This is a genomic window from Dyella ginsengisoli (assembly GCF_044904665.1).
In the GTDB taxonomy this organism is placed as follows: Bacteria; Pseudomonadota; Gammaproteobacteria; order Xanthomonadales; family Rhodanobacteraceae; genus Dyella_A; species Dyella_A ginsengisoli.
On the sequence record NZ_JADIKM010000001.1, the window covers coordinates 1452063 to 1475116 of the forward strand.

The following is a 23054-nucleotide window of genomic DNA, read 5'->3' on the forward strand; positions in this document are numbered from 1 at the left end:
CCCGACACCCCAACGACTGACGCCATGACCACCGGTTCCAACACCCGCAAGACCATCGTTCGCCTGCTCTCGGCCATGGGCAGCGCGAAGGAGATCCAGCAGTACCTCAAGCGCTTCTCGCAGCTCGACGCCAGCCGTTTCGCGGTGGTGAAGGTGGGTGGCGCGGTGCTGCGCGACGAGCTCGCCGACCTCACCTCCTCGCTGACCTTCCTGCAGCAGGTCGGCCTCACCCCCATCGTGCTGCACGGCGCCGGCCCGCAGCTGGACGAGGAACTGGCCGCCGCCGGCATCGAGAAGCAGACCGTCAACGGCCTGCGCGTGACCAGCCCGAAGGCGCTGGGCATCGTGCGCCGCGTGTTCCAGCAGCAGAACCTCAAGCTGGTCGAGGCGCTGCAGTCGATGGACACGCGGGCCACCTCGGTGCCCTCGGGCGTGTTCATGGCCAGCTTCCTCGACCGCGACACCTACGGCATGGTTGGCAAGGTCGACAGCATCAATCTGGCGCCGATCGAGGCCAGCCTGCGTGCCGGTTCGATCCCGGTGATCGCCAGCCTCGGCGAGACGGACGAGGGCCAGTTCCTCAACATCAACGCCGACTTCGCTGCCAACGAACTGGTGCGCGTGCTGCAGCCGTACAAGATCGTGTTCCTCACCGGCACCGGCGGCCTGCTCGACGACCAGGGCCGGCTGATCGACTCGATCAACCTCTCGACCGAGTTCGACCACCTGATGGCGCAGCCGTGGATCAACGGCGGCATGCGGGTGAAGATCGAGCAGATCGCCGACCTGCTGGACAAGCTGCCGCTGTCCTCGTCCGTGTCGATCACCCGCCCGTCCGAGCTGGCCAAGGAGCTGTTCACCCACAAGGGTTCGGGCACCCTGGTCCGCCGCGGCGAGAAGGTGCTCACCTTCGACAGCTGGCAGGGCGTGGACCAGCCACGGCTGCGCGAGCTGATCGAATCCAGCTTCGGCCGCAAGGTGGTGCCGGATTATTTCGAGCGCACCACGCCGTACCGCGTGTACGTGAGCGAGAACTACCGCGCGGCGATGATCCTCACGCTCGAACAGGTCGATGGAAAGCAGGGGCTTCCCTACCTCGACAAGTTCGCCGTGCTCGACGAGGCACAGGGCGAGGGCCTCGGCCGCGCCGTGTGGCAGGTGATGCGCGAGCAGCATCCACAGCTGTTCTGGCGCTCGCGCCACGGCAATCCGATCAACCCGTTCTACTACGCCGAGTCCGACGGTTGCTTCAAGCAGGCGCGCTGGAAGGTGTTCTGGTACGGGCTGGACGGCTTCGCCACCATCGAGCGCTGCGTCGCCCACTGCTCCACCCGCCAGCCGACGCTGGTCGACTGACATTTCGGAAAGAGTCATGACTGCTGCACGCAAAACCCTTGGCATCGTCGGCGCCCGCGGCCACACCGGCGCCGAACTCATCCGCCTGGTCGCCGCGCATCCGGCGCTGGAGCTGGCGTTCGTCTCCTCGCGTGAACTCGACGGTCAGCGCGTGGCCGACCACGTGGACGGCTACGTCGGCGAGCTTCGCTATGCCAGCCTCGATGCCGAGGCAGTGGCGGCGCAGGGCACCGACGTGGTGGTGCTGGCCCTGCCCAACGGCAAGGCGGCGCCGTATGTCGAGGCGATCGACAAGGTGAAGCCGGGCACGCTGATCCTCGATCTGTCCGCCGACTACCGCTTCGACAGCAGCTGGTACTACGGACTGCCCGAGCTCACGCGTGAGAAATGGCGCGGCGAGAAGCACATCAGCAACCCCGGCTGCTACGCCACCGCGATCCAGCTCTCCATCGCGCCGCTCAAGGACATGCTGGCCGCGCCGCCGGTGTGCTTCGGCGTATCCGGCTACTCCGGTGCCGGCACCACGCCCTCGGACAAGAACGACCCCGAGAAGCTGCGCGACAACCTGATGCCTTATTCGCTCACCGGCCACACCCACGAGAAGGAGGCGAGCCGCCACCTCGGCGTGCCGGTGGAGTTCATGCCGCACGTAGCGCCGCACTTCCGCGGCCTCACCGTCACCACCAACCTCTACCTCGCCCGCAAGATGAGCCGCGAGGAAGTGATGCAGCGCTTCCACCACGCCTACGACGCCGAGCCGCTGGTGCACGTGGTCGACGAGGCGCCATGGGTGAGTGCGGTCGCCGGCCAGCATCACGTCGACATCGGCGGCTTCGCAGTCTCCGCCGACGGCAAGCGCGTGGTGGTGGTGGCCACGCTGGATAACCTGCTCAAGGGTGCGGCGACTCAGGCGCTGCAGAACATCAACCGGGCGATCGGTGTGGACGAGTTCACGGCGATAAGGCAGGAGTGAGCGAAAAAGCGAGGAGTGAGTGCAGAGGAGTGAGGAGTGAGAGAGAAGCAAAAGCTCGCCTCTCGCCTACCTTGCCGCCACCGACTCTGCTCTGTTCTCTTCTCTTCATTCCTTCCTCTTCACTCGCTCCTGAGCTCTCCGCTCTTCTCTCACTTCTCACTCCTATCGACTCACTCCTATGTCCCAGCCCCTCTGGCAAAAATCCGGCATCCAGATCGACCCGCGCATCATGCAGTTCCTCGCCGGCGATGACGTGATCCTCGATCGCGAGTTCTTCCTGCACGACATCACCGCCAGCAAGGCGCACGTGGAAGGGCTGGCGAATATCGGCGTGGTCAGCGCCGACGAGGTGGCGGCGCTGAAGCGCGAGCTGGACGTGCTGGCCGAGGATTTCCGTTCCGGTGCGTTCGTGCTGGATGAGCGCTACGAAGACGGCCATTCCGCCATCGAGGCGCGCCTCACCGAGCGGCTCGGCGACGCCGGTCGCCGCGTGCACACCGGGCGCAGCCGCAACGACCAGATCCTGGTGGCCACGCGGCTGTGGCTGAAGGACAAGCTCGCCGAGCTGGAAGCGCACTGCCGCGCGGTGGCCGAGGTCTGCCTGGAACGCGCCGCGCAGCCCGCGCTGCCGCTGCCCGGCTACACGCACCTGCAGCGGGCGGTGGTGTCGTCCACCGCGATGTGGTTCGCCGGCTTCGCCGAGGGGTTCATCGACAACGCGCTGCGCGCGCGGCAGACGCGCGACTGGATCGACGCCAACCCGCTCGGCACCGCCGCGGGCTATGGCGTCAACCTGCCGCTGGATCGCGAGCACACCACGCGCGCGCTGGGCTTTGCGCGCATGCAGGTGTCGCCGATCTATGCCCAGCTCTCGCGCGGCAAGTTCGAGATGGCGGTGCTGGAGGCGATCGCCAGCGCCATGCTCGACCTGCGCCGGCTGGCGTGGGATTTGTCGCTGTTCACCACGGCGGAATTCAACTTCGTAGCGCTGCCGTCGCAGTACACCACCGGCAGCTCGATCATGCCGAACAAGCGCAATCCGGACGTGGTGGAACTGCTGCGCGCCAGCTACGCCAGCGTGGCCGCGGCGCGCTGCGAGATCGAGCAGTTGCTGTCGCTGCCGTCGGGTTACCAGCGCGACCTGCAGTTCTCCAAGGGCTCGCTGTTCCACGGCGTGCGTCACGGCCTGATGGCGCTGGAGCTGCTGCCGGGCCTGCTGGCGCAGATGCAGTGGAACGAGGCAATGATGCGCGGGGCGATCGAGCCGGCGATGTACGCCACCGACGTGGCGATCGAGCAGGCCGCCGCCGGCGTGCCGTTCCGCGACGCCTACCGCGCCGCCGCCGAGACGGCCGCATCCGCCGGCACAGGCCGCACGCCCGAGGCCAGCCTCGCCGCGCGCACCTCGCCCGGAGCCGGCAACGCCCTGCGGCTGGACGAGCTGCGCGCGCGGCTCGCCGCACTCGGCCGGTGAGGTAAAGCCATGGCCACCGTCAGCACCGCCAACGCAGCGCATTACGTCTGGGGCCGGCAGTGCGACGGCTGGCATTTGCTGGAAGGCGACGACCTCAGCGTGATCGAGGAGCGCATGCCGCCCGGCACCGCCGAGGTGCGCCATCGGCATGCGCGCTCGCGCCAGTTCTTCTATGTGCTGGAGGGCGAAGCCACGCTGGAGCTCGACGGCGTCGATCATCGCCTCGCCGCGAGGCAGGGCCTGCACGTACCGCCCGGCCCGGCGCATCAGATGCGCAACGACTCCGGTGACGAGCTTCGCTTTCTGGTGGTGTCGTCGCCGCGCAGCCACGGCGACCGCGAGGTGGTCGATGGCTGAGCTGCCCCGTCAGCCACTGCCCGCATGGCGACGCGCGGTGCTCAAGGTCGGCAGCAACCTGCTGGCGGCCGATGGCGGCGGGCTCACGCCTGACTACGCGCAGGCTCTGGCCGCCTTCATCGCCGACAGCCAGGCGCAGGGCAGGGAAGTGGTGCTGGTGTCGTCCGGCGCGGTCGCGGCGGGTCGCGCCCTGCTGCGCGCGCGGGCCGTCCCCATGGGCGACCTGGCCGAACGGCAGGCGCTGGCTGCGCTGGGACAGGCGCCGATGGTTGCACTGTGGCAGTCACTGTCGGCGCGGCCGGTCGCGCAGGTGTTGCTCACCCACGACGACCTGCGCAACCGCCGCCGCTACCTCAACGCGCGCGCCACGCTGCGCCAGTTGCTGGCGATCGAGGTGCTGCCGGTGATCAACGAGAACGACACGGTGGCGGTGGACGAGCTCAAGCTGGGCGACAACGACAATCTCGCCGCCATTGTCGCGGCGCTGGTGGATGCCGACCTGCTGCTGATCGCCTCGGACATCGATGCGCTGCACAGCGCCGATCCGCGTCGCGATCCGGACGCGCGGCCGATTCCGCGCGTGGACGAGATCACTCCGGCGGTGCTGGCGATGGCCGGCGGCAGTGGCAGCGCAGTCGGCACCGGCGGCATGCGCACCAAGCTGCAGGCGGCGCAGAAGGCCGCGGCGGCCGGCATCGCCACGGCGCTGTTCAACGGGCGTGATGCCGCCACCGTGCAGGCGTTGGGGCAGGGCGAGCTGCGCGGCACGCTGTTCATCGCCGGGCAGAGCCGCATGCAGGCGCGCAAGTACTGGCTGCTGCACGCGCCCTGTGACGCGTCGTCGATCCGGGTCGATGCAGGCGCGGCTCGCGCGCTCGCCGCCGGTCGTGCCTCGCTCCTTCCCGGGGGCGTGGTGGAGGCGCTGGGCGATTTCCATCGCGGCGACCTGGTGGAAGTGGTCGACCCTTCCGGTCGCGTGGTGGCGCGAGGCCTGAGCCAATACGGTGCGGTAGACGTGCGACGCCTCGCCGGTCGGCACAGTCGCGACATCGACGATCTGCTCGGCTACAGCTACGGACCGGCGATCGTGCATCGCGACGACCTTGCGCTGGTTTCGGCGTAGAAGATATGGACGTCCATACGTCCGAAACGTTTTCGCTCCCGCGATGGAGTTCCGCGGCAAGGGTTGAAATACACGAACCTGCCCAGACCCTTTAGAGGTGGTATCTGGTGAGGAAGTCGGGGAAATGACGCAACTGAGGGCCTTTCGGCAGCAATCCGTGCCACCGTGGCGGCGCGCCGTACTCAAGGTGGGCAGCAGCCTGATCGCTGCCGATGGCGGTGGCCTCAGTACGCGCTATGCGCTGGGGCTGGCGCAGTTCATCGCCGCCTGCCACGCCAGCGGCCGCGAGATCGTACTGGTGTCGTCCGGCGCGGTCGCGGCCGGACGCGTGCTGCTCAAGGATCATTCCGGCGAGGACACCAGCAATGCGGCGCGCCAGGCGATGGCCGCACTGGGCCAGACCCAGACGGTGGGGCTGTGGCAGCGCCTGCTCGACATTCCGCTGGCGCAGGTGCTGCTCACCCACGACGATCTGCGCAACCGGCGCCGTTACCTCAACGCGCGCGCCACGCTGGGCGAGCTGCTTCGCCATCGCGTGATGCCGGTGGTGAACGAGAACGACACGGTGGCGGTGGACGAGCTCACCCTAGGCGACAACGACAACCTCGCCGCGATCATCGCCGCGCTGGTCGACGCCGACATGCTGCTGATTGCCACCGACATCGACGGCCTGTACACCGCCGATCCGCGCAGCAACCCCGATGCCGAACCGGTCAACGAAGTGCCCGAGCTCACCCCCGAGATCATGGCGATGGCCGGCGCTGCCGGAAGCTCGGTGGGTACCGGCGGCATGCGTACCAAGCTGGAAGCGGCGGAGAAGGCCGGCGCCGCGGGCATCGAGACCATCCTTTTCAACGGCCGTGACAGCGAGGTGGTGAGCCTGCTCTCGCGTGACCTGCTGCACGGCACCCTGCTGCGCACCCGGGCCACCCGCCTGCAGGCGCGCAAGTACTGGCTGCGCCACGTGCCGGCGGTGCCCGGTCACATCGAGGTGGACGCCGGCGCCATGCGTGCGCTCAGCGACGAGGGCGCCTCGCTGTTGCCCAAGGGCATCCTCGCGGCCGAGGGCGAGTTCCAGCGGGGTGACATGGTGGAGATCGTCGGCCCCGGCGAGAACGGCTCGCTGCAGTCCTTCGCCCGCGGCATCAGCCAGTACAGCGCCATGGAAATCAACCGCATCGCGCGCAGCCACACGCGCGACATCAAGACCCGGCTCGGCTACAGCTTCGGCGAGAACGTGGTGCATCGCGACGATCTCGCGCTGGTGCGCGAGCTGGACCTGACGACAGGAGACATCTGAGCATGAGCGATATCCGAACCCGAGCCCTGGCCTGCCGCGACGCCGCCCCGGCGATCGCCATGCTGGACGCCGACGCCCGCCGCGCGCTGCTGCGCGACATGGCCGCCGCGGTCGATGCGCACGCCAGGGCCATCCTCGACGCCAACGCGAAGGACATGGCCGGCGCCGCCGACAAGGGTGTGCAGGGCGCCATGCTGGACCGGCTGAAGCTGGACGCCAGCCGCGTCGCCGCCATCGCCAACGCCGTGCGTGAAGTGGCCAACCTGCCCGACGTGGTCGGCCAGGTGACGAGGCGCGAGATCCGTCCGAACGGCCTGGCGATCGAGCGCGTGCGTATCCCGCTCGGCGTGGTGGCGATGATCTACGAGGCCCGTCCGAACGTGACCGCCGATGCCGCCGCGCTGTGCATGAAGGCCGGCAACGCGGTGATCCTGCGAGGCGGCTCCGAGGCGCTGCATTCCAACCTGGCCATCGCCGCGGCGCTGCACGAGGCGATGGACCGGCACGGTGTGCCGCGCGAGGTGCTGACGATCATGGACGACCTGAGCCGCGAGGCGATGGTCCAGCTGCTGCAGCTGAGCGACATCGTGGATCTGGCCATCCCCCGCGGCGGCGAGGGCCTGATCCGCTTCGTCACCGAACACGCGCGCGTGCCGGTGATCAAGCACTACAAGGGCGTTTGCCACCTGTACGTGGACCGCGACGCCGACCCCGACGTGGCGATGGACCTTCTGCTCGATGGCAAGACCACCCGCACCGGCGTGTGCAATGCGCTGGAGACGTTGCTGGTGCATCAGGACATCGCGCCAAGCTTCCTGCCGCGCGCCGCCGAGGCGCTGCGCGCCAAGGGTGTGGAACTGCGCGGCGATGAGGCGAGCCGCGCACTGGCGGGCGACATGAAGCCAGCGACCGAGGACGACTACGCCGCCGAGTTCCTCGACCTGATCCTCGCCGTCCGCGTGGTCGACAGTCTCGACGACGCGATCGCGCACATCCGCCGCTACGGCTCGGACCACACCGAGGTGATCGCCACCCGCAACGAGACGACAGCGGCACAATTCGTTCACGCGTTGCGCTCGGCGGTGATCATGGTCAATGCCTCCTCGCGCTTCTCCGACGGCGGCGAGCTGGGCCTGGGCGCGGAGATCGGCATCTCCACCACCCGACTGCACGCCTACGGACCGATGGGCGCCGAGTCGCTCACCATCGAGCGTTTCGTGGTGCGCGGGGAAGGGCAGGTGCGGCATCCGGAGAGCCGCACAGGTTGAGGCTCGGGCGGGCATGCAGCGCGGGCTGTTGTAGCGGGGCTACGGGACACGGCGTGCCGTATGCGACGACGGTTTCCAATGCGCCGGCTCATGCCGGTTGCCGATGCCCGGGTGTCTGTTGACGCCTATTCGGCCCGTACCGTCATTCCCGCGAAAGCGGGAATCCATCTCACTGCAGCCTCAGAACCCCGGTGGGTGACCGGCCGACCGTCTCTTCATCTATGTGGCTGATGCGTCGCGATGAACATGGATTCCCGCTTTCGCGGGAATGACGGAGAGGAGGGCTTGGCGCTGGCGTGCTGCTGGCTGGAATTCACCGGGCGATCCGGTGACAGCGCACTCGAAACGTTTTGACCCAAAAAGAAGGGCGCCCATGGCGCGCCCTTCGTGTTCCCGGGGAAGGCCGGGGATCAGTAACCCGCCGCTAGCCCCGCCGGCCGGCGCCGATCGTTGGCACCTTCCAGCAGGCCGGTCTTCGGGTTGCGCAGGATCGCCTCGTCGGCGCCCCAGGACTGCACTTCCTTGAACTTGTAGCCCATGTCCTCCAGCTCCTTCTTCACCGCGTCGGTGAGCAGGCCCGGCTCGACGATCACGGCGTCGGGATACCACTGGTGGTGCATGCGCGGGGCGTTCACTGCCTGCTGCATGTTCATGCCGTAGTCGATCACATTGGTGATGCTCTGCATCACCGTGGTGATGATCGTCGAGCCGCCGGGGCTGCCGGTGACCATGAACAGCTTGCCGTCCTTCAGCACGATGGTGGGGGCCATCGAGCTGAGCGGACGTTTGCCACCCTCCACCTGATTCGCCTTGCCCTGCACCAGGCCGAAGGTGTTCGGCACGCCGGGCTTGGAGGTGAAGTCATCCATCTCGTTGTTGAGGAAGAAGCCGGTGTCGCCAGCGATCTGGCCCACGCCGAACAGGTAGTTGATGGTGTAAGTCACCGCCACGGCGTTGCCGTCCTTGTCCACCACCGCGTAGCTGGTGGTGTTGGTGCCCTCGGTGGCGCCGAGGCTGCCCTTGATCTCCGTCGACGGCGTGGCCTTGGTTGGGTCGATGGTCGAACGCAGCTGGTCGATGTGCTTGTCCGAGAGCAGGGTGTCGATTGGGTTCTTCACGAACGCCGGGTCGCCCAGGTAGTTGTTGCGGTCGGCAAAGGCGCGACGTTCGGCCTCGATGGTGAAGTGCAGCGCGCGAGCCGAGCCGTAGCCCAGATCCTTCAGCGGGTAGGGCTCGAGCAGCTTGAGGATCTGGCAGACGGTGGCGCCGCCGGAGCTGGGCGGCGGATCGGAGACCACCGTATAGCCGCGGTAACCGCACTTGATCGGGGTATCCCAATGCACCGTATAGTCGGCGAAGTCCTTCATGCTCAGCAGGCCGCCGTTGGCGTCGCTGGCGGCCACTACCTTGCGCGCGATGTCGCCGTGGTAGAAGGCCGAGGTGCCGCCCTTGCTGATGGTCTCCAGCGTCTTTGCCAGTTGCGGCTGCACCAGGCGGTCGCCGGCCTGGTAGGGCTTGCCGTCCTTGAGGAAGGTTGCCGCCACGTTCGGGAATTTGGCGAAGTCCTTGGTGCGCTGGTCGAGGATGTTCACGTCACCCTGCTGCAGCACGTAGCCTTCCTTCGCCAGCCGGATCGCCGGCGCGATCACCTGCTGGCGCGAGAGGCGACCGTACTTCTTCAACGCCTCGTCCATGCCCATCACGGTACCTGGCACGCCCACGCCGAGGTAGGTGCCGGTGCTCTTGCCCGGCACCACGTTGCCCTTGTCGTCCTGGAAGATGGTGGGGCTCGCCTTCAGCGGCGCCTTTTCGCGGAAGTCGAGGAACACGTCCTTGCCGTGCGCCGGGTGGATCAGCATGAAGCCGCCGCCGCCGATGTTGCCGCAGCACGGATGCACCACCGCCAGCGCGTAGCCCACCGCCACCGCGGCATCCACCGCATTGCCGCCGCGCTTGAGGATGTCCACGCCGACCTGGGTGGCCAGGTGCTGCGCGGAAACCACCATCGCGTGCTTGGCGGTGATCGGCTTGTCGCTGGAGAGATCGGCCAGCGTGGTGGAGGCCGCCGTGGCGTCCAGCGCCTGCTTGGGAATGCTGTCCTGCACGGTGGCGGACTGGCCCCAGGCCGCCAGCGGCGCGGTGAGCAGCAGGGCTGCCAGGCCGGGGAGAAGGGTATGTCGCATCGATGGCTCCGGAAGATGATGGGGACGGGCGTGCCGGTTCCGATGGTACCGGGCGTCGCCCTGGCATGCTTCCCTGCGTGCGTCCATGCACGTTCTTGCGTGGCTACGGGCGATGGACGGCTAAACCGCCAAACGCCCGCGAGCAGAATGGATCAGCGCCCCGCGCTCCACGCACGCACCGCCTCGGCAAAAGCCAGACACTCGGCGAAGCGGTTGTACAGCGGCGCGGGCGAGATGCGGATCACGTCCGGCTCGCGCCAGTCACCGATGATGCCGCGTTCGACCAGGTAGTCGAACAACGCGCGGCCGCGCTCGCGCCCGCCCAGTACGCGGATCGACAGCTGCGCGCCGCGTTGTGCCGGGTCGGCCGGGGTGATGATCTGCAGCAGATCCGCCAGCTGCGTATTGACCAGCCACTCCAGGTAGCCGGTGAGGCGCAGCGATTTGGCGCGCAGGCGCTCCATACCCGCGCGACGGAAGATCTCCAGCGAGATGCGCAGCGGCACCATCGCCAGGATCGGTGGATTGGACAGCTGCCAGCCTTCCGCGCCCGGCGTCGGGTCGAAGTCCGGCGCCATCTGGAAGCGGTTGTCGCGCCGGTTGCCCCACCAGCCGTGGAAGCGAGGCAGGTCGGCCTGCGCGTGGCGTTCGTGCACGAACACGCCGCCGACCGCGCCGGGGCCGGAGTTGACGTACTTGTAGTGGCACCACACGGCGAAGTCGGCGCCAGTGTCGTGCAGCGCCAGCGGCAGGTTGCCCACCGCGTGGGCCAGGTCGAAGCCCACCGTGCAGCCGCGCGCGTGCGCCAGCGCGGTGATCGCCTTGAGATCGAACGCCTGGCCGGTGCGGTACTGGATACCGGGAAGCAGCACCAGCGCCACGCGCTGGCCGTGCTCGGCCAGCGCCCGTTCGATGGCGGCCATCGTCAGCGTGCCGTTCGGGCCGTCGCCCTCCAGCTCGATCAGCGCGTCGGCCGGATCGAAGCCGTGGTAGCGGATCTGCGATTCCACCGCGTAGCGGTCGGTGGGAAAGGCGCCCGCCTCGACCAGGATCGCCGGGCGCTCGGCGGTGGGGCGATAGAAGCTCACCATCATCAGGTGCAGGTTCACCCCCAGCGTGTTCATGGCGACCACTTCGATGGGCTTGGCGCCCACCAGCGCGGCGAGGTCGTCGCGCAGGTAGTCCTCGTAGTTCAGCCACGGCGCGCGGCCCTTGAAGTGGCCTTCCACCGCCAGCTCGCCCCAGTAGTCGAGCTCGGCGCTGAGCGCGGGGCGCACCGCGCGCGGCTGCAGGCCCAGCGAGTTGCCGCAGAAATAGAAGCCGTCACGGCCCTCGTGCGGCGGAATCAGGAACTCGTCGCGAAAGCCGCGCAACGGGTCGGCGGCATCCTGCGCCTGGGCCCAGGCGAGGTCGGCTTGGTACGTATCGGACATGGATCGCTTCCGGCAAAGACGATCCCCAAGGGTACAAGCTCGGGCGCGCCAGGGTCAGCGGGCGAGACTATTGGCCACGTCGCTGCAGCCCTTGTCGAAGGCCGCCTGCCACGCTGCGCCCGCCTGGGTCGAGGCCGGGCGCAGGCAGCGCAGCTGGATCGCGCGACCGTCGCGGAACCAGTAGTGCTCGACGTAGGCGATGGTCTCGCCGCTTTCCTTGGCGGTGTAGAGGTAATCGTTCGGCCCGTTGGTGTTGCTGACGCCGCGGATCGGCTGGTAGCCGGGCAGGGCCTGCGCCTTGGCATTGGCGTCGCTCACGTAGCGCTGGTAGCCGCCGATGTCGCCCACCTGCTTCACCGTCACCGTGACGCGCGCCAGCGTGTTGCTCGCGGTGGGCGAAGGGTCGGGCACCTGGAACACCCGCACCTCGGGGTCGCCCTGCGTCTCCATGATGCCCATCCAGTTGGCCGGCGTGGTGAAGGTGATGGCACCGTTGGCCATGCTCACGTCGGAGGCGAGGGCCGGGCCGGCCATCAGCAGGGCGGCGGCGAGGGCGGCATGGCGCAGCAGTTTCATGCGGACTCCGGGAATACGGTGGCTGGATGGGCTGCGCCGGGGCGCTGCATCGGCGAAGAATAATGGTTTGCGACGGCGGCGGGCTCGATCGCGGTCACAGCGATGCGCGGTCGCGCGCCCCGACGAGGGTGCCGGACGGGGCGTTTCCGTACCGCCCGGTACGGGGCGGGCCGTGCGGCTGTCGCACGGCCGTGCTTATACTTGAGAGCTGACGCTGGCCCGGCGTCACTGCAGGGGGAACTGCATGAACGAGGCACGCAGGCAGCGCTACACGCGCGCCAAGCCGATCGCCTTTGCCGCGATGGAGCTGGATGCTGCGCAGCGGGATGCCTACGTGGACGCCGCCTGCGGTGGCGACGAGGCGCTGCGCGACGAAGTGCAGTGGATGCTGGAAGCCGCCGACGACACCAGCGAGGCGCCCCTGCTGCTGCCGTTGCTGGGCGACCTGCACGACGCCAGCGGATCGAGCGTTGCCGGCGCCGGCGCCTGCCAGTACCGACTGGTGCGCCAGCTGGGTGAAGGCGGCATGGGCGTGGTGTACCTGGCCGAGCGGATCATCGACGAAGGCACCGCCGAGGAAATCCGCCAGCGCGTCGCGCTCAAGTTCATCAATACCGGCAGCCTGCTCGCTCCCGGAGTGCGCCGGCGCTTTGCCGAGGAGCGACGCATCCTGGGCTCGCTCAGCCATCCGGGCATCGCCCACCTGATCGACGGCGGCAGCACGCGCGACGGGCGTCCCTTCCTGGCGCTGGAGTTCGTGCAGGGCGAGCGCATAGACCAGTGGTGCGAGCGCCACCAGCTGTCGCTGCGGCGCCGGGTGGTGCTGTTCCTCAAGGTGTGCGCGGCGGTGCGGCACGCGCACGAGCGGCTGGTGATCCACCGCGACATCAAGCCGGCGAACATCCTCGTCACCGCCGATGGCGAACCGAAGCTGCTGGACTTTGGCATCGCGCGACTGCTCGACCAGGTCGGTGGCGTGGCCACCGCGCAGACGATGACCATGCAGCGCGCGCTCACGCTGGCCTACGCCAGCCCCGAGCAGGTTCGGGGGGAGCCGCTGGGCACGCGGGCGGACGTCTGGTCGCTGGGCGTGGTGCTCTACCAGCTGGTCTGCGGCGAGCGCCCGTTCGGCAGTGCCCAGGGCGATTCGCCGCTGGATATCTCCAACGCCATCGTGACCGGGCGCGTGCAGCCGCCCAGCCGCCGACTCCGGCGCGAATCCGGCGCGCCCGTGTCCGCCGGCCGCGAGGTGCCGCCGGACATCGACGCGATCGTGATGAAGGCACTGCGGCGCAATCCCGAGGAGCGTTACGCCACCGTCGGTGAAATGGTGGCGGACCTGGAGAACTTCCTCGACCTGCGCCCGGTGCGCGCGCGGCGCGGCCATCGCCTGTATCGCGTGGGACTGTACCTGCGCCGCCATCGCGTCGGCCTCGGTGTGGCGGCGGTGATGCTGGCCATGCTGGTGGGCTTCGCGGTCGAGCGGGAGGCGCAGTTGCGTCGCGTCGAGCTGGAGCGCGACAAGACGCAGGCCATCGCCGATTTCATGCAGGAGCTGTTCGAGAACGCCGATCCGACCCACGCCGGCGGCAGCCACGTCACCGTGCGGCAGGTGCTCGATCGCGGCGCGGTCACGCTGGCCAAGCGCACCGACATTGCCCCGGAGGTTCGCGTGCGCCTGATGCTGTCGATGGCGCGTTCCTACAACCAGCTGAGCCTGGGCGCTCCGGCGGTGACGCTGATGAAGCAGGCGCTCGAACTGGAGAAGGGCTACAGCCCCGGCTTGCTCGAGCGCGGCCGCGTCTATGCGGAACTGGGGCGCGGCTACTCCACCATGCTGGATCAATCTTCCGCCATCCCGGCGAACGACCGGGCGATCGGCCTGCTGTCGAGCGCACCGGGCGAGCACGGTGACGAGATCCTGCGCGTGCAGATCAACCAGCTCTACAACCATCTGGGCGTGCAGGACATTTCCCTGGGCGACGTGCGCCGGCAGATCGACGCCATCGTCGCCAGGCTGGAGCGTCAACCGCAGCGCCACGAGCCGGAGCTGCATCTGCTGGCGCTGGCCGTGCTCGCGCTCACGGAGGGGGCGCAGGGGCAGGATGCCCAGGCCATCGCGGTCGCGCATCGGGCCGTGCTGGAGGCGAACAAGCTGTTCGTGGCCGATGACACCAACCAGCTCTACTACCGCTTCGTCGAGGCGCTGGTGTCGCTGCGCACGCAGCCGCAGCAGGCACTGGAAGGCTTCCGTCGCGCGCTCGCCGATTACGACGTGCTGATCGGCACATCCAGCCCGTCGCTGGCCGCGTTGCTGAGTTATTTCGGCGGCGCGCTGGTGCAGATGGGGCGCACCAGCGACGCCGTGCAGGCACTGGAACGCGCCAGCCGGATCGCTGGCGACTACGCCGCCGACACGCCGGACTTCTACTTCAGCACGCTGGATGCGCTGGCCGCGCAGTACCTCGAAATGCAGCGCTACGCCGATGCCGGGGCGCTGGTGTTGCCGCACCTGGACGCGATGCGCCAGCGCGTGGCGAGCGGATCGGTCTGGGCCACCACCAATCTGGCCGAGGCGCTGAACGTCACCGGCGCCGTGGCGCTGCGGCGCGGGCAGGCGGCACGGGCGCTGGAGCAGTTCCGCCGCGCGCGCGACCTGCTCGGCCCCCGCGAACAGAAGACCTCGCCGGAAAGCTACGCGGCCGCGCTCGCTGGCCTCGGCCAGGCCTCGCTTGCCCTCGGCGACCAGCGCCAGGCGGCGGTATGGCTGGACGCGCTGCGCGGTTTCAACGACAGCGCGCGCCTTGCGCTGCCACATCCGGCGGCGATCGATGCGCAACTGTTGGCCGTGAGCCTCTCGCTGGCGCGGGGGGAGTTCCAGCAGGCGGCTTCATTGGCGGCGACGACCGCGGCACAATCGGACACGCGATGGGGAGCCTGCAGCCGCCGCTCCCAGGCCTTGCGGCAGCTTGAATCGGAGGCGCGCCACGGCATGGGCGTGGCTCCGGCGGGCGTGTCGTGTGCCGCGGACAACCGTATTGCCATGCACTGACCAGGGTCGACGTCTGTATGAACGTGGTGGACAAGCAATCCGAAGTGACCCGCCTGCTGCATTCGGCGCAGGCGGGCGATCCGGACGCCATGGACGAGGCGTTGCGGCAGATGTATGCCGCGCTGCACCGGCTGGCCGGCGCACAGCTGCGCCAGAACTCCAGCGAGCGCACCTTGAGCGCCACCGCGCTGGTGAACGAGGCCTACCTCAAGGTGTTCGGCGGCAACGGCTCGCCGGCCTGGGAAAACCGCGGCCACCTGCTTGGCGTGGCCGCGCGCGCCATGCGCGAGGTCCTCATCGATGCCGCACGCCGCCGGCAGGCGTCGAAGCGGCCGCAATACGCCGACCGCATCGAGCTGTCGGAAATCTCCGGCGCGCTGACCCACGAGGTCGACTACGCCGCGCTGCTGGAGTGCATGGAGGCGCTGGAGCAGATCGATCCGCGTCAGGCCAACATCGTGTCGATGCGTTTCTTCGTGGGTCTCACCGCCGAGCAGATCGGCACCGCCATGGGCATTTCGCCCGCCACCGTGCAGCGCGAGTGGCGCCTCGCCCGGGCCTGGCTGCAGCGCGAGCTGCAGGGCTGAACCTTCGCCGGCCCGTTCGGGCCGGCCTCACGATGCCCTTCGCATGCACCAGCCGGATGTGCTCGTGCAAGGGGCGACTTTTCGCGCCTTTCTATTCGCTGAACTCAACCTGAACTTCAGATCGGCGGCCTGACCAGTTCGGCCGCGCCGGCGCGCACTAACTCCATGGAAGGGCTTGCAACCGCCCGGCGGAGGGTTCGCCCAAGGCGGTGCCGTGCTTGTCACGGTCGCCGGTGGCGGCCGGTTCCACATCTGCAGCAGGGGGACATGCCATGACGTCATGCATCGCGTTTGCGGCGGGGTTCCGCGGCGAGCGTTCGGCTGCGTCGGCCGTGCCTCCGATCCGTCCTCATCACCGGTAGACCCTGTTCGAAGGAGACACAAGCATGGCCAAGCAAAGCAGTCAGAAATTCATCGCGAGAAACCGCGCGCCGCGCGTGCAGATCGAGTACGACGTCGAGGTCTACGGCGCGCAGAAGAAGGTGCAGGTGCCTTTCGTGATGGGCGTGATGTCCGACCTGTCCGGCGCCAACAACGCCGAGCTGCCGGCGATCGAGGACCGCAAGGCGATGGAAATCGACGTGGACAACTTCGATCAGCGCCTGCAGTCGATGAAGCCGCGCGTCTCCTTCGCCGTGCCCAACACGCTGACCGGCGAGGGCAACCTCAACGTCGACATCACCTTCGAAAGCATGGACGACTTCTCGCCAGCCGCCGTGGCGCGCAAGGTGAGCTCGGTCGCCAAGCTGCTGGAGGCACGCACCCAGTTGGCCAACCTGGGTACCTACATGGACGGCAAGGCGGGTGCCGAGAAGCTCATCGCCCAGGCGATCAACGATCCGGCATTGCTGCAATCACTGGTGTCGGCGCCCAAGCCCGGCGACGACAAGGACGGGGAGTAAGCACACATGGCAACCGAGAAACTGGCCGAACAGGGCGGTGCGACCGCCACCGTCGAAGCGGGCGACTTCGCCGCTCTGCTGAGCAAGGAATTCAAGCCCAAGAGCGAGCGCGCCAAGGAAGAGGTCGAGTCGGCCGTCCGCACGCTGGCCGAGCAGGTGCTGAGCAAGTCCGACATCGTCTCCGACGACGTCACCCAGACCATCAACGCCTATGTGGCCGAGCTTGACCGCAAGATCAGCGAGCAGCTGAACCTGGTCATGCACCACGAGGATTTCCAGAAGCTCGAAAGCGCCTGGCGCGGCCTGCATCACCTGGTGAACAACACCGAGACGGATCAGCAGCTGAAGATCCGCGTGATGAACATCTCCAAGAAGGAGCTGGGCAAGACGCTCAAGCGCTACAAGGGCACCGCGTGGGACCAGAGCCCGATCTTCAAGAAGATGTACGAAGAGGAATATGGTCAGCTCGGTGGCGAGCCCTATGGCTGCCTGGTCGGCGACTACTACTTCGACCACAGCCCGCCTGACGTGGAAATGCTCGCCGGCATCGCCCAGGTGGCCTCGGCGGCACACGCGCCGTTCATCGCTGCGGCCAACTCCAGCCTGATGGGCATGGAGAACTGGAATGAGCTGTCCAACCCGCGCGACCTGGCGAAGATCTTCTCCACGCCGGACTACGCCGCGTGGCGCTCGCTGCGCGAATCGGAAGACGCCAAGTACCTCGGTCTCACCATGCCGCGCACGCTGGCCCGCCTGCCTTACGGCGCGGCCACCAATCCGGTGGAGGAGTTCAACTTCGAGGAAGACACCTCCGGCGCCGACTCGTCCAAGTACACCTGGCAGAACGCCGCCTATGCGATGGCGGTGAACATCAACCGCTCGTTCAAGGAATACGGCTGGTGCTCGCGCATCCGCGGCATCGAATCCGGCGGTGCGGTGGAAGGCCTGCCGGTGCACGCCTTCCCCAGTGACGACGGCGGCGTGGACATGAAGTGCCCCACCGAGATCGCCATCACCGACCGCCGTTCGGCCGAGCTCGACAGGATGGGCCTGATGCCGCTGGTGCATCGCAAGAACTCGGACATGGCCGCCTTCATCAGCGCGCAGTCGCTGGCCAAGCCGGAGGAGTACGACAACCCGGACGCCACCGCGAACGCCGCGCTCAGCTGCCGCCTGCCGTACCTGTTCGCCGCCAGCCGCTTCGCGCATTACCTGAAGTGCATCGTGCGCGACAAGATCGGCTCGTTCTCCAGCCGCGACCAGATGCAGAGCTGGCTCACCAACTGGGTCATGAACTACGTCGACGGTGACCCGGTGAACTCCAGCGAGGAGACCAAGGCGCGCAAACCGCTGTCGGCCGCCGAGGTGGTGGTGGAAGAGGTGGAGGGCGCCCCGGGGTACTACACCTCGAAGTTCTTCCTCAAGCCGCACTACCAGCTGGAAGGGCTCACGGTGTCGCTGCGGCTGGTCTCGCGCCTGCCGTCGGCAGCCAAGGCCTGATCGACATCCGCGCAGGCGCTGGCGTTGACCGCCAGCCGCCTGCACGGGCGAGCAGCGACAACACAAGGGCGCGACAGGGGACGGTCGCTTCCCGGGCGATGTTCACGACGGTCGAAGGCCGGCTTTCGTTCCCACGCAAGAAAAGCGTCAACCACGGATCGACCGGTGCGGGGACGTTCCCGAACGGCGTCATCCATCCATCACAGGTGATCGAGGAGAGGTTCCATGGCATTCGACATGCACATCAAGTTCGGCTCGGGCAAGGTCAAGATCGAGGGCTCGTCCAAGCACGCCAAGCACACGGGTGAGGTTCCGATCCTTGCCTGGTCGTGGGGCGCCAGCAACACCGGCGATCTGCACGGCGGCGCCGGCGCCAGCGGCGGCAAGGCCAACGTGCAGGACATTTCCATCACCAAGTACGTCGACAGCTGCTCCAACGCGCTGTTGAACGCGGTGTGCACCGGCGGTCGCATCGACCAGGCGTGGCTGTACGTCACCAACGCCACCGGCGAGCAGACCGATTTCCTCACGCTGGAACTGAGCGAAGGCATCCTGGTGACCTCGTACTCCACCGGCGGCTCTGGCGGCGAGGATCGCCTCACCGAGAACATCACCCTGCACTTCGGCAAGTTCAAGTACTCGTTCCAGCCGCAGGACGACAAGGGCGCCAAGCTCGGCGGCGCCAAGGACTTCACCTACGACATGCAGAAGGTCGCCGCGGCCTAAGGGCCTCGGCGCAGCGTCCTCGTCCCTCTCGTCAACCAAGGCTTTTGCGTGGATAACACCCCCGAAAACATGCTCAAGGAAGGCCGGCTGGACGAGGCGCTGCAGGCCCTCACCGCACAGGTGCGTGCCAACCCGGCGGATGCCAAGCGCCGGGTCTTCCTGTTCCAGCTGCTCGCGCTGCTGGGGCAGTGGGAGCGGGCCCAGAATCAGCTCACCGTCGCTGGCGAAATGGACCCGCTCAATGCCTTGATGGTCGGCGCCTACAACGTGGCGCTGGCCGGTGAACGCGAGCGCGTCGAGGTGCTGGAGGGCCGGCGTGCGCCGGTCATCATCGGCGAGCCGGCGCAGTGGGTGGCCCTGCTGCTGCAGGCGCTCAAGCTCAATGCGGAAGGTCGCCACGAGCAGGCCGCCGCGCTGCGCGAGCAGGCTTTCGAACAGGCCGAGGCCATCGGTGGCTCCATCGACGGCACCGCGTTCGAATGGATGGCCGATGCCGATCCGCGGTTCGGCCCGTGCCTGGAAGTGATCACCAAGAGTGGCTACGCGTGGGCGCCGTTCTCGCGCATTCGCGAGCTCACCTTCGAAGCGCCGAGCGATCTGCGCGACAAGATCTGGGCGCCGGTGCAGATCACCTGGGCCAATGGCGGCCAGGCGGTCGGTTTCGTGCCCGCCCGCTACCCCGGGGCAGACCGCTCCGGTGACGGTGACATCGTGCTCGCCCGCCGCACCGACTGGCTCGACCTGGGCGACGATTTCCAGGTGGCCCAGGGGCAGCGCATGCTGGCGACCGACGCCGGCGAGTATCCGTTGCTGGATGTCCGTTCCATCACGTTCAACGCCGGCTGATGGAACGCGTGTCATGGCCGAGCTGACCACCCAGGAACGGTTGCAACCCTCGTTGCTGGACCGGCTCACCGACGACGAGCCGGGCAAGCACGACGAAAGCCGCGACAAGCGCGTGATCACCGCCAACCGCCTGCGCGAATGCGTGACCCGCGATATCGCCTGGCTGCTCAACTGCGTGAACCTGGGCGCCGACGAGGCGCTGGCCGACTATCCCGAGGTCGCCCGCTCGGTGCTCAACTTCGGCATTCCCGACCTCACCGGCACAGCCCTGGCCGGCGTCGACGCCGCCACGCTGCAGCGCCAGCTGCGCGCCGCACTGCTGGCGTTCGAGCCGCGACTCACCGCCAGTACCCTGCGTGTCACGGTGAATACCGACAGCACGCGCATGGACCGGCAGTCGCTGGTGTTCAACATCGAGTCGGAGATGTGGGCGCAGCCGATCCCGCTGAAGCTCTACCTGAAGACCGAGGTGGACCTGGAAACCGGCGCGTTCCGCGTCTCCGAAGGCTTCGGCTGATGAGCATGGATCCGCGCCTGCTGCGCTACTACAACCGCGAGCTGCAGCACGTCCGCGAGATGGGCGGCGAGTTCGCGCGCGAATACCCCAAGATCGCCGGGCGGCTCGGGCTGGAAGGGTTCGAGTGTGCCGATCCCTACGTCGAGCGCCTGCTGGAAGGTTTTGCCTTCCTCGCCGCGCGCGTGCAGCTGAAGCTCGACGCGCAGTATCCGGTGTTCACCCAGCACCTGCTGGAAATGGTCTACCCGCATTACCTCGCCCCGGTACCGTCGATGGCCGTGGTGCAGCTGCAGCCCGACCTGAAGGAGGCGGCGCTGGTCACCGGCCACACGGTGCCGCGGCACACCGCGTTGCGCAGCCAGACCGGCCGCGACGATCGCACCGCCTGCGAGTACCGCACCGCCCATGACGTCACGTTGTGGCCGCTGGAACTGTCCGAGGCCAAGTATTTCGAGACGCCCGCAGCGCTGGCGGCGGCGGGCGTGCCGATGCCCGATGGCAAGGCGGTGCGCGCCGGCCTGCGGCTCAAGTTCCGCGTCACCGCGGGTGCCCCGGCCCATGCGCTGGCGCTGGACAAGCTGCCGGTATTCATCGCCGGCGCCGACGAACTGCCCAAGCGGCTGTACGAACAGCTGCTGGGCAATGCGGTGGGCTACGTGGTGCGCGCGGCGGGCCCGTCGGGTGACATGCTCGCCACTACGTTCCCGGCCGATGCCATCCACACCCGCGGTTTCGACGACAGCGAGGCGCTGATCCCCTACACGGCGCGTTCCTTCAGCGGCTACCGGCTGCTGCAGGAATACTTCGCCTGTCCGGAGCGGTTCCTGTTTGCCGAGTTCACCGGCCTGCGTTCGGTGCTGGCACGCTCGCAGGGCAGCGAGTTCGAGATCGACGTGCTGTTCGATCGCAGCATCGCCCGCCTGCACAACGCGGTGGATGCGGGCAACTTCCGGCTGTTCTGCACGCCGGCGATCAACCTGTTCCAGCGCCGTGCCGACCGCATCCACCTGCAGGCCGGCAAGACCGAGTACCACGTGCTGGCCGACCGCACGCGGCCGATGGATTTCGAGATTCACTCGGTCAGCGAGGTGGAGGGCTTCGGCGACCGGCAGGAGCCGGAACTGCGCTTCCAGCCGTTCTACGGCTGCGACGAGCGCACCTGGCACAGCGGCACCGCGGCGTTCTATACGGTGCGCCGCGAGCCGCGCCTGCTCTCCGCCCGCCAGCAGCTGCACGGGGCGCGCTCGAGCTACATCGGCAACGAGCTGTTCATTTCGCTGGTGGACGCGCGCGATGCGCCGTTCTCCACCTCGCTGCGCCAGATCGGCATGCAGCTGTTGTGCACCAACCGCGACCTCCCGCTGCAGATGCCGGTGGGCAAGGGCGCCACGGACTTCACCATGGAGGCCGGCGCGCCGGTGCAGGCGATCCGCTGCGTGGCCGGGCCGACCAAGCCGCGCGCGCCCACCGCCACCGGCGAGACCGCGTGGCGACTGCTCAGCCACCTGCAGCTCAACTACGCCTCGCTGCTCGGCGAAGGCGGCGAGCAGGGTGCCGCGGCGCTGCGCGAGATGCTCACGCTGTACTGCGACGAGTTCGACTCGGGCGCGCGGCGGCAGATCGAGGGCGTCAAGGCGGTCGGCACCACGCCGATCGTGCGGCGCATCCCGGTGCCCGGCCCGATCAGCTTCGGGCGCGGGCTGGAGGTCACGCTCACCTGCGACGACGGCGCCTTCGAGGGCACCGGCGCCTTCCTGCTCGGCTCGGTCATGCAGCACTTCTTTGCGCGCTATGTCTCGGTCAATTCGTTCACCGAGACGGTGCTGCGCACCCTGGAACGCAACGAGGTGGCCCGATGGCCGGCACAGCTGGGCAAGCGCCAGATCCTGTAGCGCTGCTCGACGCGCTGCACGAGCACCCGGAGCGGTTCGACTTTTTCGACGCGGTCCGGCGGATCGAGTGCGCGTATCCGCAGCATCCGCGCCTGGGCGAGTCGACCAAGCCGTCGGAGGATCCGGTGCGGCTGTGCCACACGCCGTCGCTGGCGTTCGCGCCGAGCATGCTCGATCGCGTCGAGAAGGCCGCGGACGGCAAGCCGGCACGCCTGCACGGGCTGTTCTTCGGCCTGTTCGGCCCCAACGCCGCGCTGCCGCTGCACCTTACCGAGTACGCGCTCGACCGGCAGATCAACGCGCGCGACAAGACCTTCACCGCGTTCGCCGACATCTTCCATCACCGGATGATGAGCCTGTTCTACCGCGCCTGGGCCGATGCGCAGCCGACGGTGCAATACGACCGACCCAAACAGGATCGTTTCGGCACCTACGTCGGCGCGCTGGTCGGCCTGGCCACGCCGCACGTGACCGATCGCGATGCGCTGCCGGACCGCTTCAAGCGCTTCTTCGCCGGGCGCCTGCTGCAGCAGGCGCGCAATGCCGAGGGGCTGCAGACGCTGCTGCAGGATTTTTTCCGCATCCCGGTGCGGGTGGTCGAATTCGTCGCCGAATGGATGCGCCTGCCGAACGAGGCGCATCTTCGGCTCGGCGGTTCGGCGCAGATGGCTTCGCTGGGGCGCACTGCCGTGCTGGGCGAATTCGTGTGGGGCGCGCAGCAGCGCTTTCGCCTGCGGATCGGACCGCTGGACAGCGTGCAGTTCCACCACTTCCTGCCTGGCGGCGAAGCGCTCGACCAGCTGGTTGCCGCGGTGAAGACCTATGCCGGCGAGGAAAAGGCCTGGGACGTGCAGCTGGTGCTGCGCCGGGACGAGATTCCCGCCACCCGGCTGGGCCAGGCCGGTCGCATGGGCCTGACCACCTGGATGGGCCAGCCGCGCCGCTCTACCGATGCCGACGACGTCGTGCTCCGGCCCACCGGATGAACT

General features: G+C 68.2%; 19 protein-coding genes. 16 read left to right on the top strand and 3 right to left on the bottom strand.

Translation table 11 applies throughout. From position 1 onward, the window contains the following. The first annotated feature begins 24 nt into the window (after positions 1 to 24). The 7 genes from ISP17_RS06790 (at position 25) to ISP17_RS06820 (ending at position 7851) form a co-directional block, all read left to right on the top strand. Positions 25 to 1356: an acetylglutamate kinase gene (locus ISP17_RS06790; RefSeq protein WP_404631294.1), complete on the top strand. Its 1332-nt coding sequence runs from the start codon at positions 25 to 27 to the stop codon at positions 1354 to 1356. Between the two features lie 16 nt (positions 1357 to 1372). Continuing rightward, positions 1373 to 2329, top strand: coding sequence for an N-acetyl-gamma-glutamyl-phosphate reductase (argC, locus tag ISP17_RS06795; protein WP_404631296.1), 957 nt, complete (start codon positions 1373 to 1375; stop codon positions 2327 to 2329). 178 nt (positions 2330 to 2507) lie between these two features. Beyond that, positions 2508 to 3803, top strand: coding sequence for an argininosuccinate lyase (gene argH, locus ISP17_RS06800; protein ID WP_404631298.1), 1296 nt, complete (start codon positions 2508 to 2510; stop codon positions 3801 to 3803). A 9-nt stretch (positions 3804 to 3812) separates the two neighbouring features. Continuing rightward, complete coding sequence (locus tag ISP17_RS06805) at positions 3813 to 4160, top strand: cupin domain-containing protein (RefSeq protein ID WP_404631300.1); 348 nt, start codon at positions 3813 to 3815, stop codon at positions 4158 to 4160. Next, positions 4153 to 5283 carry a glutamate 5-kinase gene (proB, locus tag ISP17_RS06810; RefSeq protein ID WP_404631302.1) on the top strand — a complete coding sequence of 377 codons (1131 nt, stop codon included), beginning with the start codon at positions 4153 to 4155 and terminating at the stop codon, positions 5281 to 5283. Before ISP17_RS06805 ends, proB (ISP17_RS06810) begins: the two co-directional genes overlap by 8 nt. Positions 5284 to 5407: 124 nt before the next feature. Continuing rightward, entirely contained in the window at positions 5408 to 6583 is a 1176-nt protein-coding gene (proB, locus tag ISP17_RS06815; protein WP_404631304.1) for a glutamate 5-kinase, read from the top strand. Between the two features lie 2 nt (positions 6584 to 6585). Further along, positions 6586 to 7851, top strand: coding sequence for a glutamate-5-semialdehyde dehydrogenase (locus ISP17_RS06820; RefSeq protein WP_404631306.1), 1266 nt, complete (start codon positions 6586 to 6588; stop codon positions 7849 to 7851). 410 nt (positions 7852 to 8261) lie between these two features. Here the strand turns inward: ISP17_RS06820 and ggt are convergent, their stop codons facing one another. The 3 genes from ggt to ISP17_RS06835 form a co-directional block, all read right to left on the bottom strand. Then, positions 8262 to 10034, bottom strand: a complete 1773-nt coding sequence (ggt, locus tag ISP17_RS06825) for a gamma-glutamyltransferase (RefSeq protein WP_404631308.1) — start codon at positions 10032 to 10034, stop codon at positions 8262 to 8264. A 152-nt stretch (positions 10035 to 10186) separates the two neighbouring features. Then, positions 10187 to 11467: a kynureninase gene (kynU, locus tag ISP17_RS06830; RefSeq protein ID WP_404631310.1), complete on the bottom strand. Its 1281-nt coding sequence runs from the start codon at positions 11465 to 11467 to the stop codon at positions 10187 to 10189. A gap of 54 nt (positions 11468 to 11521) precedes the next feature. Beyond that, a complete protein-coding gene (locus ISP17_RS06835; RefSeq protein ID WP_404631312.1) occupies positions 11522 to 12043 on the bottom strand; it encodes a hypothetical protein in 522 nt (173 codons plus the stop codon). A gap of 244 nt (positions 12044 to 12287) precedes the next feature. Here ISP17_RS06835 and ISP17_RS06840 point away from each other — a divergent pair, with 244 nt between their 5' ends. The 9 genes from ISP17_RS06840 (at position 12288) to tssG (ending at position 23051) form a co-directional block, all read left to right on the top strand. Further along, positions 12288 to 15095 carry a protein kinase domain-containing protein gene (locus tag ISP17_RS06840; RefSeq protein WP_404631314.1) on the top strand — a complete coding sequence of 936 codons (2808 nt, stop codon included), beginning with the start codon at positions 12288 to 12290 and terminating at the stop codon, positions 15093 to 15095. 17 nt (positions 15096 to 15112) lie between these two features. Beyond that, positions 15113 to 15682 carry an ECF-type sigma factor gene (locus tag ISP17_RS06845; protein ID WP_404631316.1) on the top strand — a complete coding sequence of 190 codons (570 nt, stop codon included), beginning with the start codon at positions 15113 to 15115 and terminating at the stop codon, positions 15680 to 15682. A gap of 386 nt (positions 15683 to 16068) precedes the next feature. Beyond that, positions 16069 to 16584 carry a type VI secretion system contractile sheath small subunit gene (gene tssB, locus ISP17_RS06850; RefSeq protein ID WP_404631318.1) on the top strand — a complete coding sequence of 172 codons (516 nt, stop codon included), beginning with the start codon at positions 16069 to 16071 and terminating at the stop codon, positions 16582 to 16584. Positions 16585 to 16590: 6 nt separating this feature from the next. Then, positions 16591 to 18084: a type VI secretion system contractile sheath large subunit gene (gene tssC, locus ISP17_RS06855; RefSeq protein ID WP_404631320.1), complete on the top strand. Its 1494-nt coding sequence runs from the start codon at positions 16591 to 16593 to the stop codon at positions 18082 to 18084. Between the two features lie 225 nt (positions 18085 to 18309). Next, positions 18310 to 18810, top strand: coding sequence for an Hcp family type VI secretion system effector (locus tag ISP17_RS06860; RefSeq protein WP_404631322.1), 501 nt, complete (start codon positions 18310 to 18312; stop codon positions 18808 to 18810). 48 nt (positions 18811 to 18858) lie between these two features. Continuing rightward, positions 18859 to 19656 carry a type VI secretion system accessory protein TagJ gene (locus ISP17_RS06865; RefSeq protein ID WP_404631324.1) on the top strand — a complete coding sequence of 266 codons (798 nt, stop codon included), beginning with the start codon at positions 18859 to 18861 and terminating at the stop codon, positions 19654 to 19656. A 13-nt stretch (positions 19657 to 19669) separates the two neighbouring features. Further along, positions 19670 to 20173, top strand: coding sequence for a type VI secretion system baseplate subunit TssE (gene tssE / locus ISP17_RS06870; RefSeq protein WP_404631326.1), 504 nt, complete (start codon positions 19670 to 19672; stop codon positions 20171 to 20173). A 5-nt stretch (positions 20174 to 20178) separates the two neighbouring features. After that, positions 20179 to 22065: a type VI secretion system baseplate subunit TssF gene (gene tssF / locus ISP17_RS06875; protein ID WP_404631463.1), complete on the top strand. Its 1887-nt coding sequence runs from the start codon at positions 20179 to 20181 to the stop codon at positions 22063 to 22065. Further along, the gene (gene tssG, locus ISP17_RS06880) at positions 22029 to 23051 is read left to right on the top strand and encodes a type VI secretion system baseplate subunit TssG (protein WP_404631328.1); all 1023 of its coding nucleotides are present in this window, start codon (positions 22029 to 22031) and stop codon (positions 23049 to 23051) included. The genes tssF and tssG overlap by 37 nt, the downstream gene beginning before the upstream one ends. Positions 23052 to 23054 lie beyond the last annotated feature (3 nt).

What these genes read in the sequence shown, in the direction of transcription:
- ISP17_RS06790 (WP_404631294.1), top strand. Translation starts at nt 25, where the DNA reads ATGACCACCGGTTCCAACACCCGCAAGACCATCGTTCGCCTGCTCTCG.
- argC (WP_404631296.1), top strand. Translation starts at nt 1,373, where the DNA reads ATGACTGCTGCACGCAAAACCCTTGGCATCGTCGGCGCCCGCGGCCAC.
- argH (WP_404631298.1), top strand. Translation starts at nt 2,508, where the DNA reads ATGTCCCAGCCCCTCTGGCAAAAATCCGGCATCCAGATCGACCCGCGC.
- ISP17_RS06805 (WP_404631300.1), top strand. Translation starts at nt 3,813, where the DNA reads ATGGCCACCGTCAGCACCGCCAACGCAGCGCATTACGTCTGGGGCCGG.
- proB (WP_404631302.1), top strand. Translation starts at nt 4,153, where the DNA reads ATGGCTGAGCTGCCCCGTCAGCCACTGCCCGCATGGCGACGCGCGGTG.
- proB (WP_404631304.1), top strand. Translation starts at nt 5,408, where the DNA reads ATGACGCAACTGAGGGCCTTTCGGCAGCAATCCGTGCCACCGTGGCGG.
- ISP17_RS06820 (WP_404631306.1), top strand. Translation starts at nt 6,586, where the DNA reads ATGAGCGATATCCGAACCCGAGCCCTGGCCTGCCGCGACGCCGCCCCG.
- ggt (WP_404631308.1), bottom strand. Translation starts at nt 10,034, where the DNA reads ATGCGACATACCCTTCTCCCCGGCCTGGCAGCCCTGCTGCTCACCGCG.
- kynU (WP_404631310.1), bottom strand. Translation starts at nt 11,467, where the DNA reads ATGTCCGATACGTACCAAGCCGACCTCGCCTGGGCCCAGGCGCAGGAT.
- ISP17_RS06835 (WP_404631312.1), bottom strand. Translation starts at nt 12,043, where the DNA reads ATGAAACTGCTGCGCCATGCCGCCCTCGCCGCCGCCCTGCTGATGGCC.
- ISP17_RS06840 (WP_404631314.1), top strand. Translation starts at nt 12,288, where the DNA reads ATGAACGAGGCACGCAGGCAGCGCTACACGCGCGCCAAGCCGATCGCC.
- ISP17_RS06845 (WP_404631316.1), top strand. Translation starts at nt 15,113, where the DNA reads ATGAACGTGGTGGACAAGCAATCCGAAGTGACCCGCCTGCTGCATTCG.
- tssB (WP_404631318.1), top strand. Translation starts at nt 16,069, where the DNA reads ATGGCCAAGCAAAGCAGTCAGAAATTCATCGCGAGAAACCGCGCGCCG.
- tssC (WP_404631320.1), top strand. Translation starts at nt 16,591, where the DNA reads ATGGCAACCGAGAAACTGGCCGAACAGGGCGGTGCGACCGCCACCGTC.
- ISP17_RS06860 (WP_404631322.1), top strand. Translation starts at nt 18,310, where the DNA reads ATGGCATTCGACATGCACATCAAGTTCGGCTCGGGCAAGGTCAAGATC.
- tssE (WP_404631326.1), top strand. Translation starts at nt 19,670, where the DNA reads ATGGCCGAGCTGACCACCCAGGAACGGTTGCAACCCTCGTTGCTGGAC.
- tssF (WP_404631463.1), top strand. Translation starts at nt 20,179, where the DNA reads ATGGATCCGCGCCTGCTGCGCTACTACAACCGCGAGCTGCAGCACGTC.
- tssG (WP_404631328.1), top strand. Translation starts at nt 22,029, where the DNA reads ATGGCCGGCACAGCTGGGCAAGCGCCAGATCCTGTAGCGCTGCTCGAC.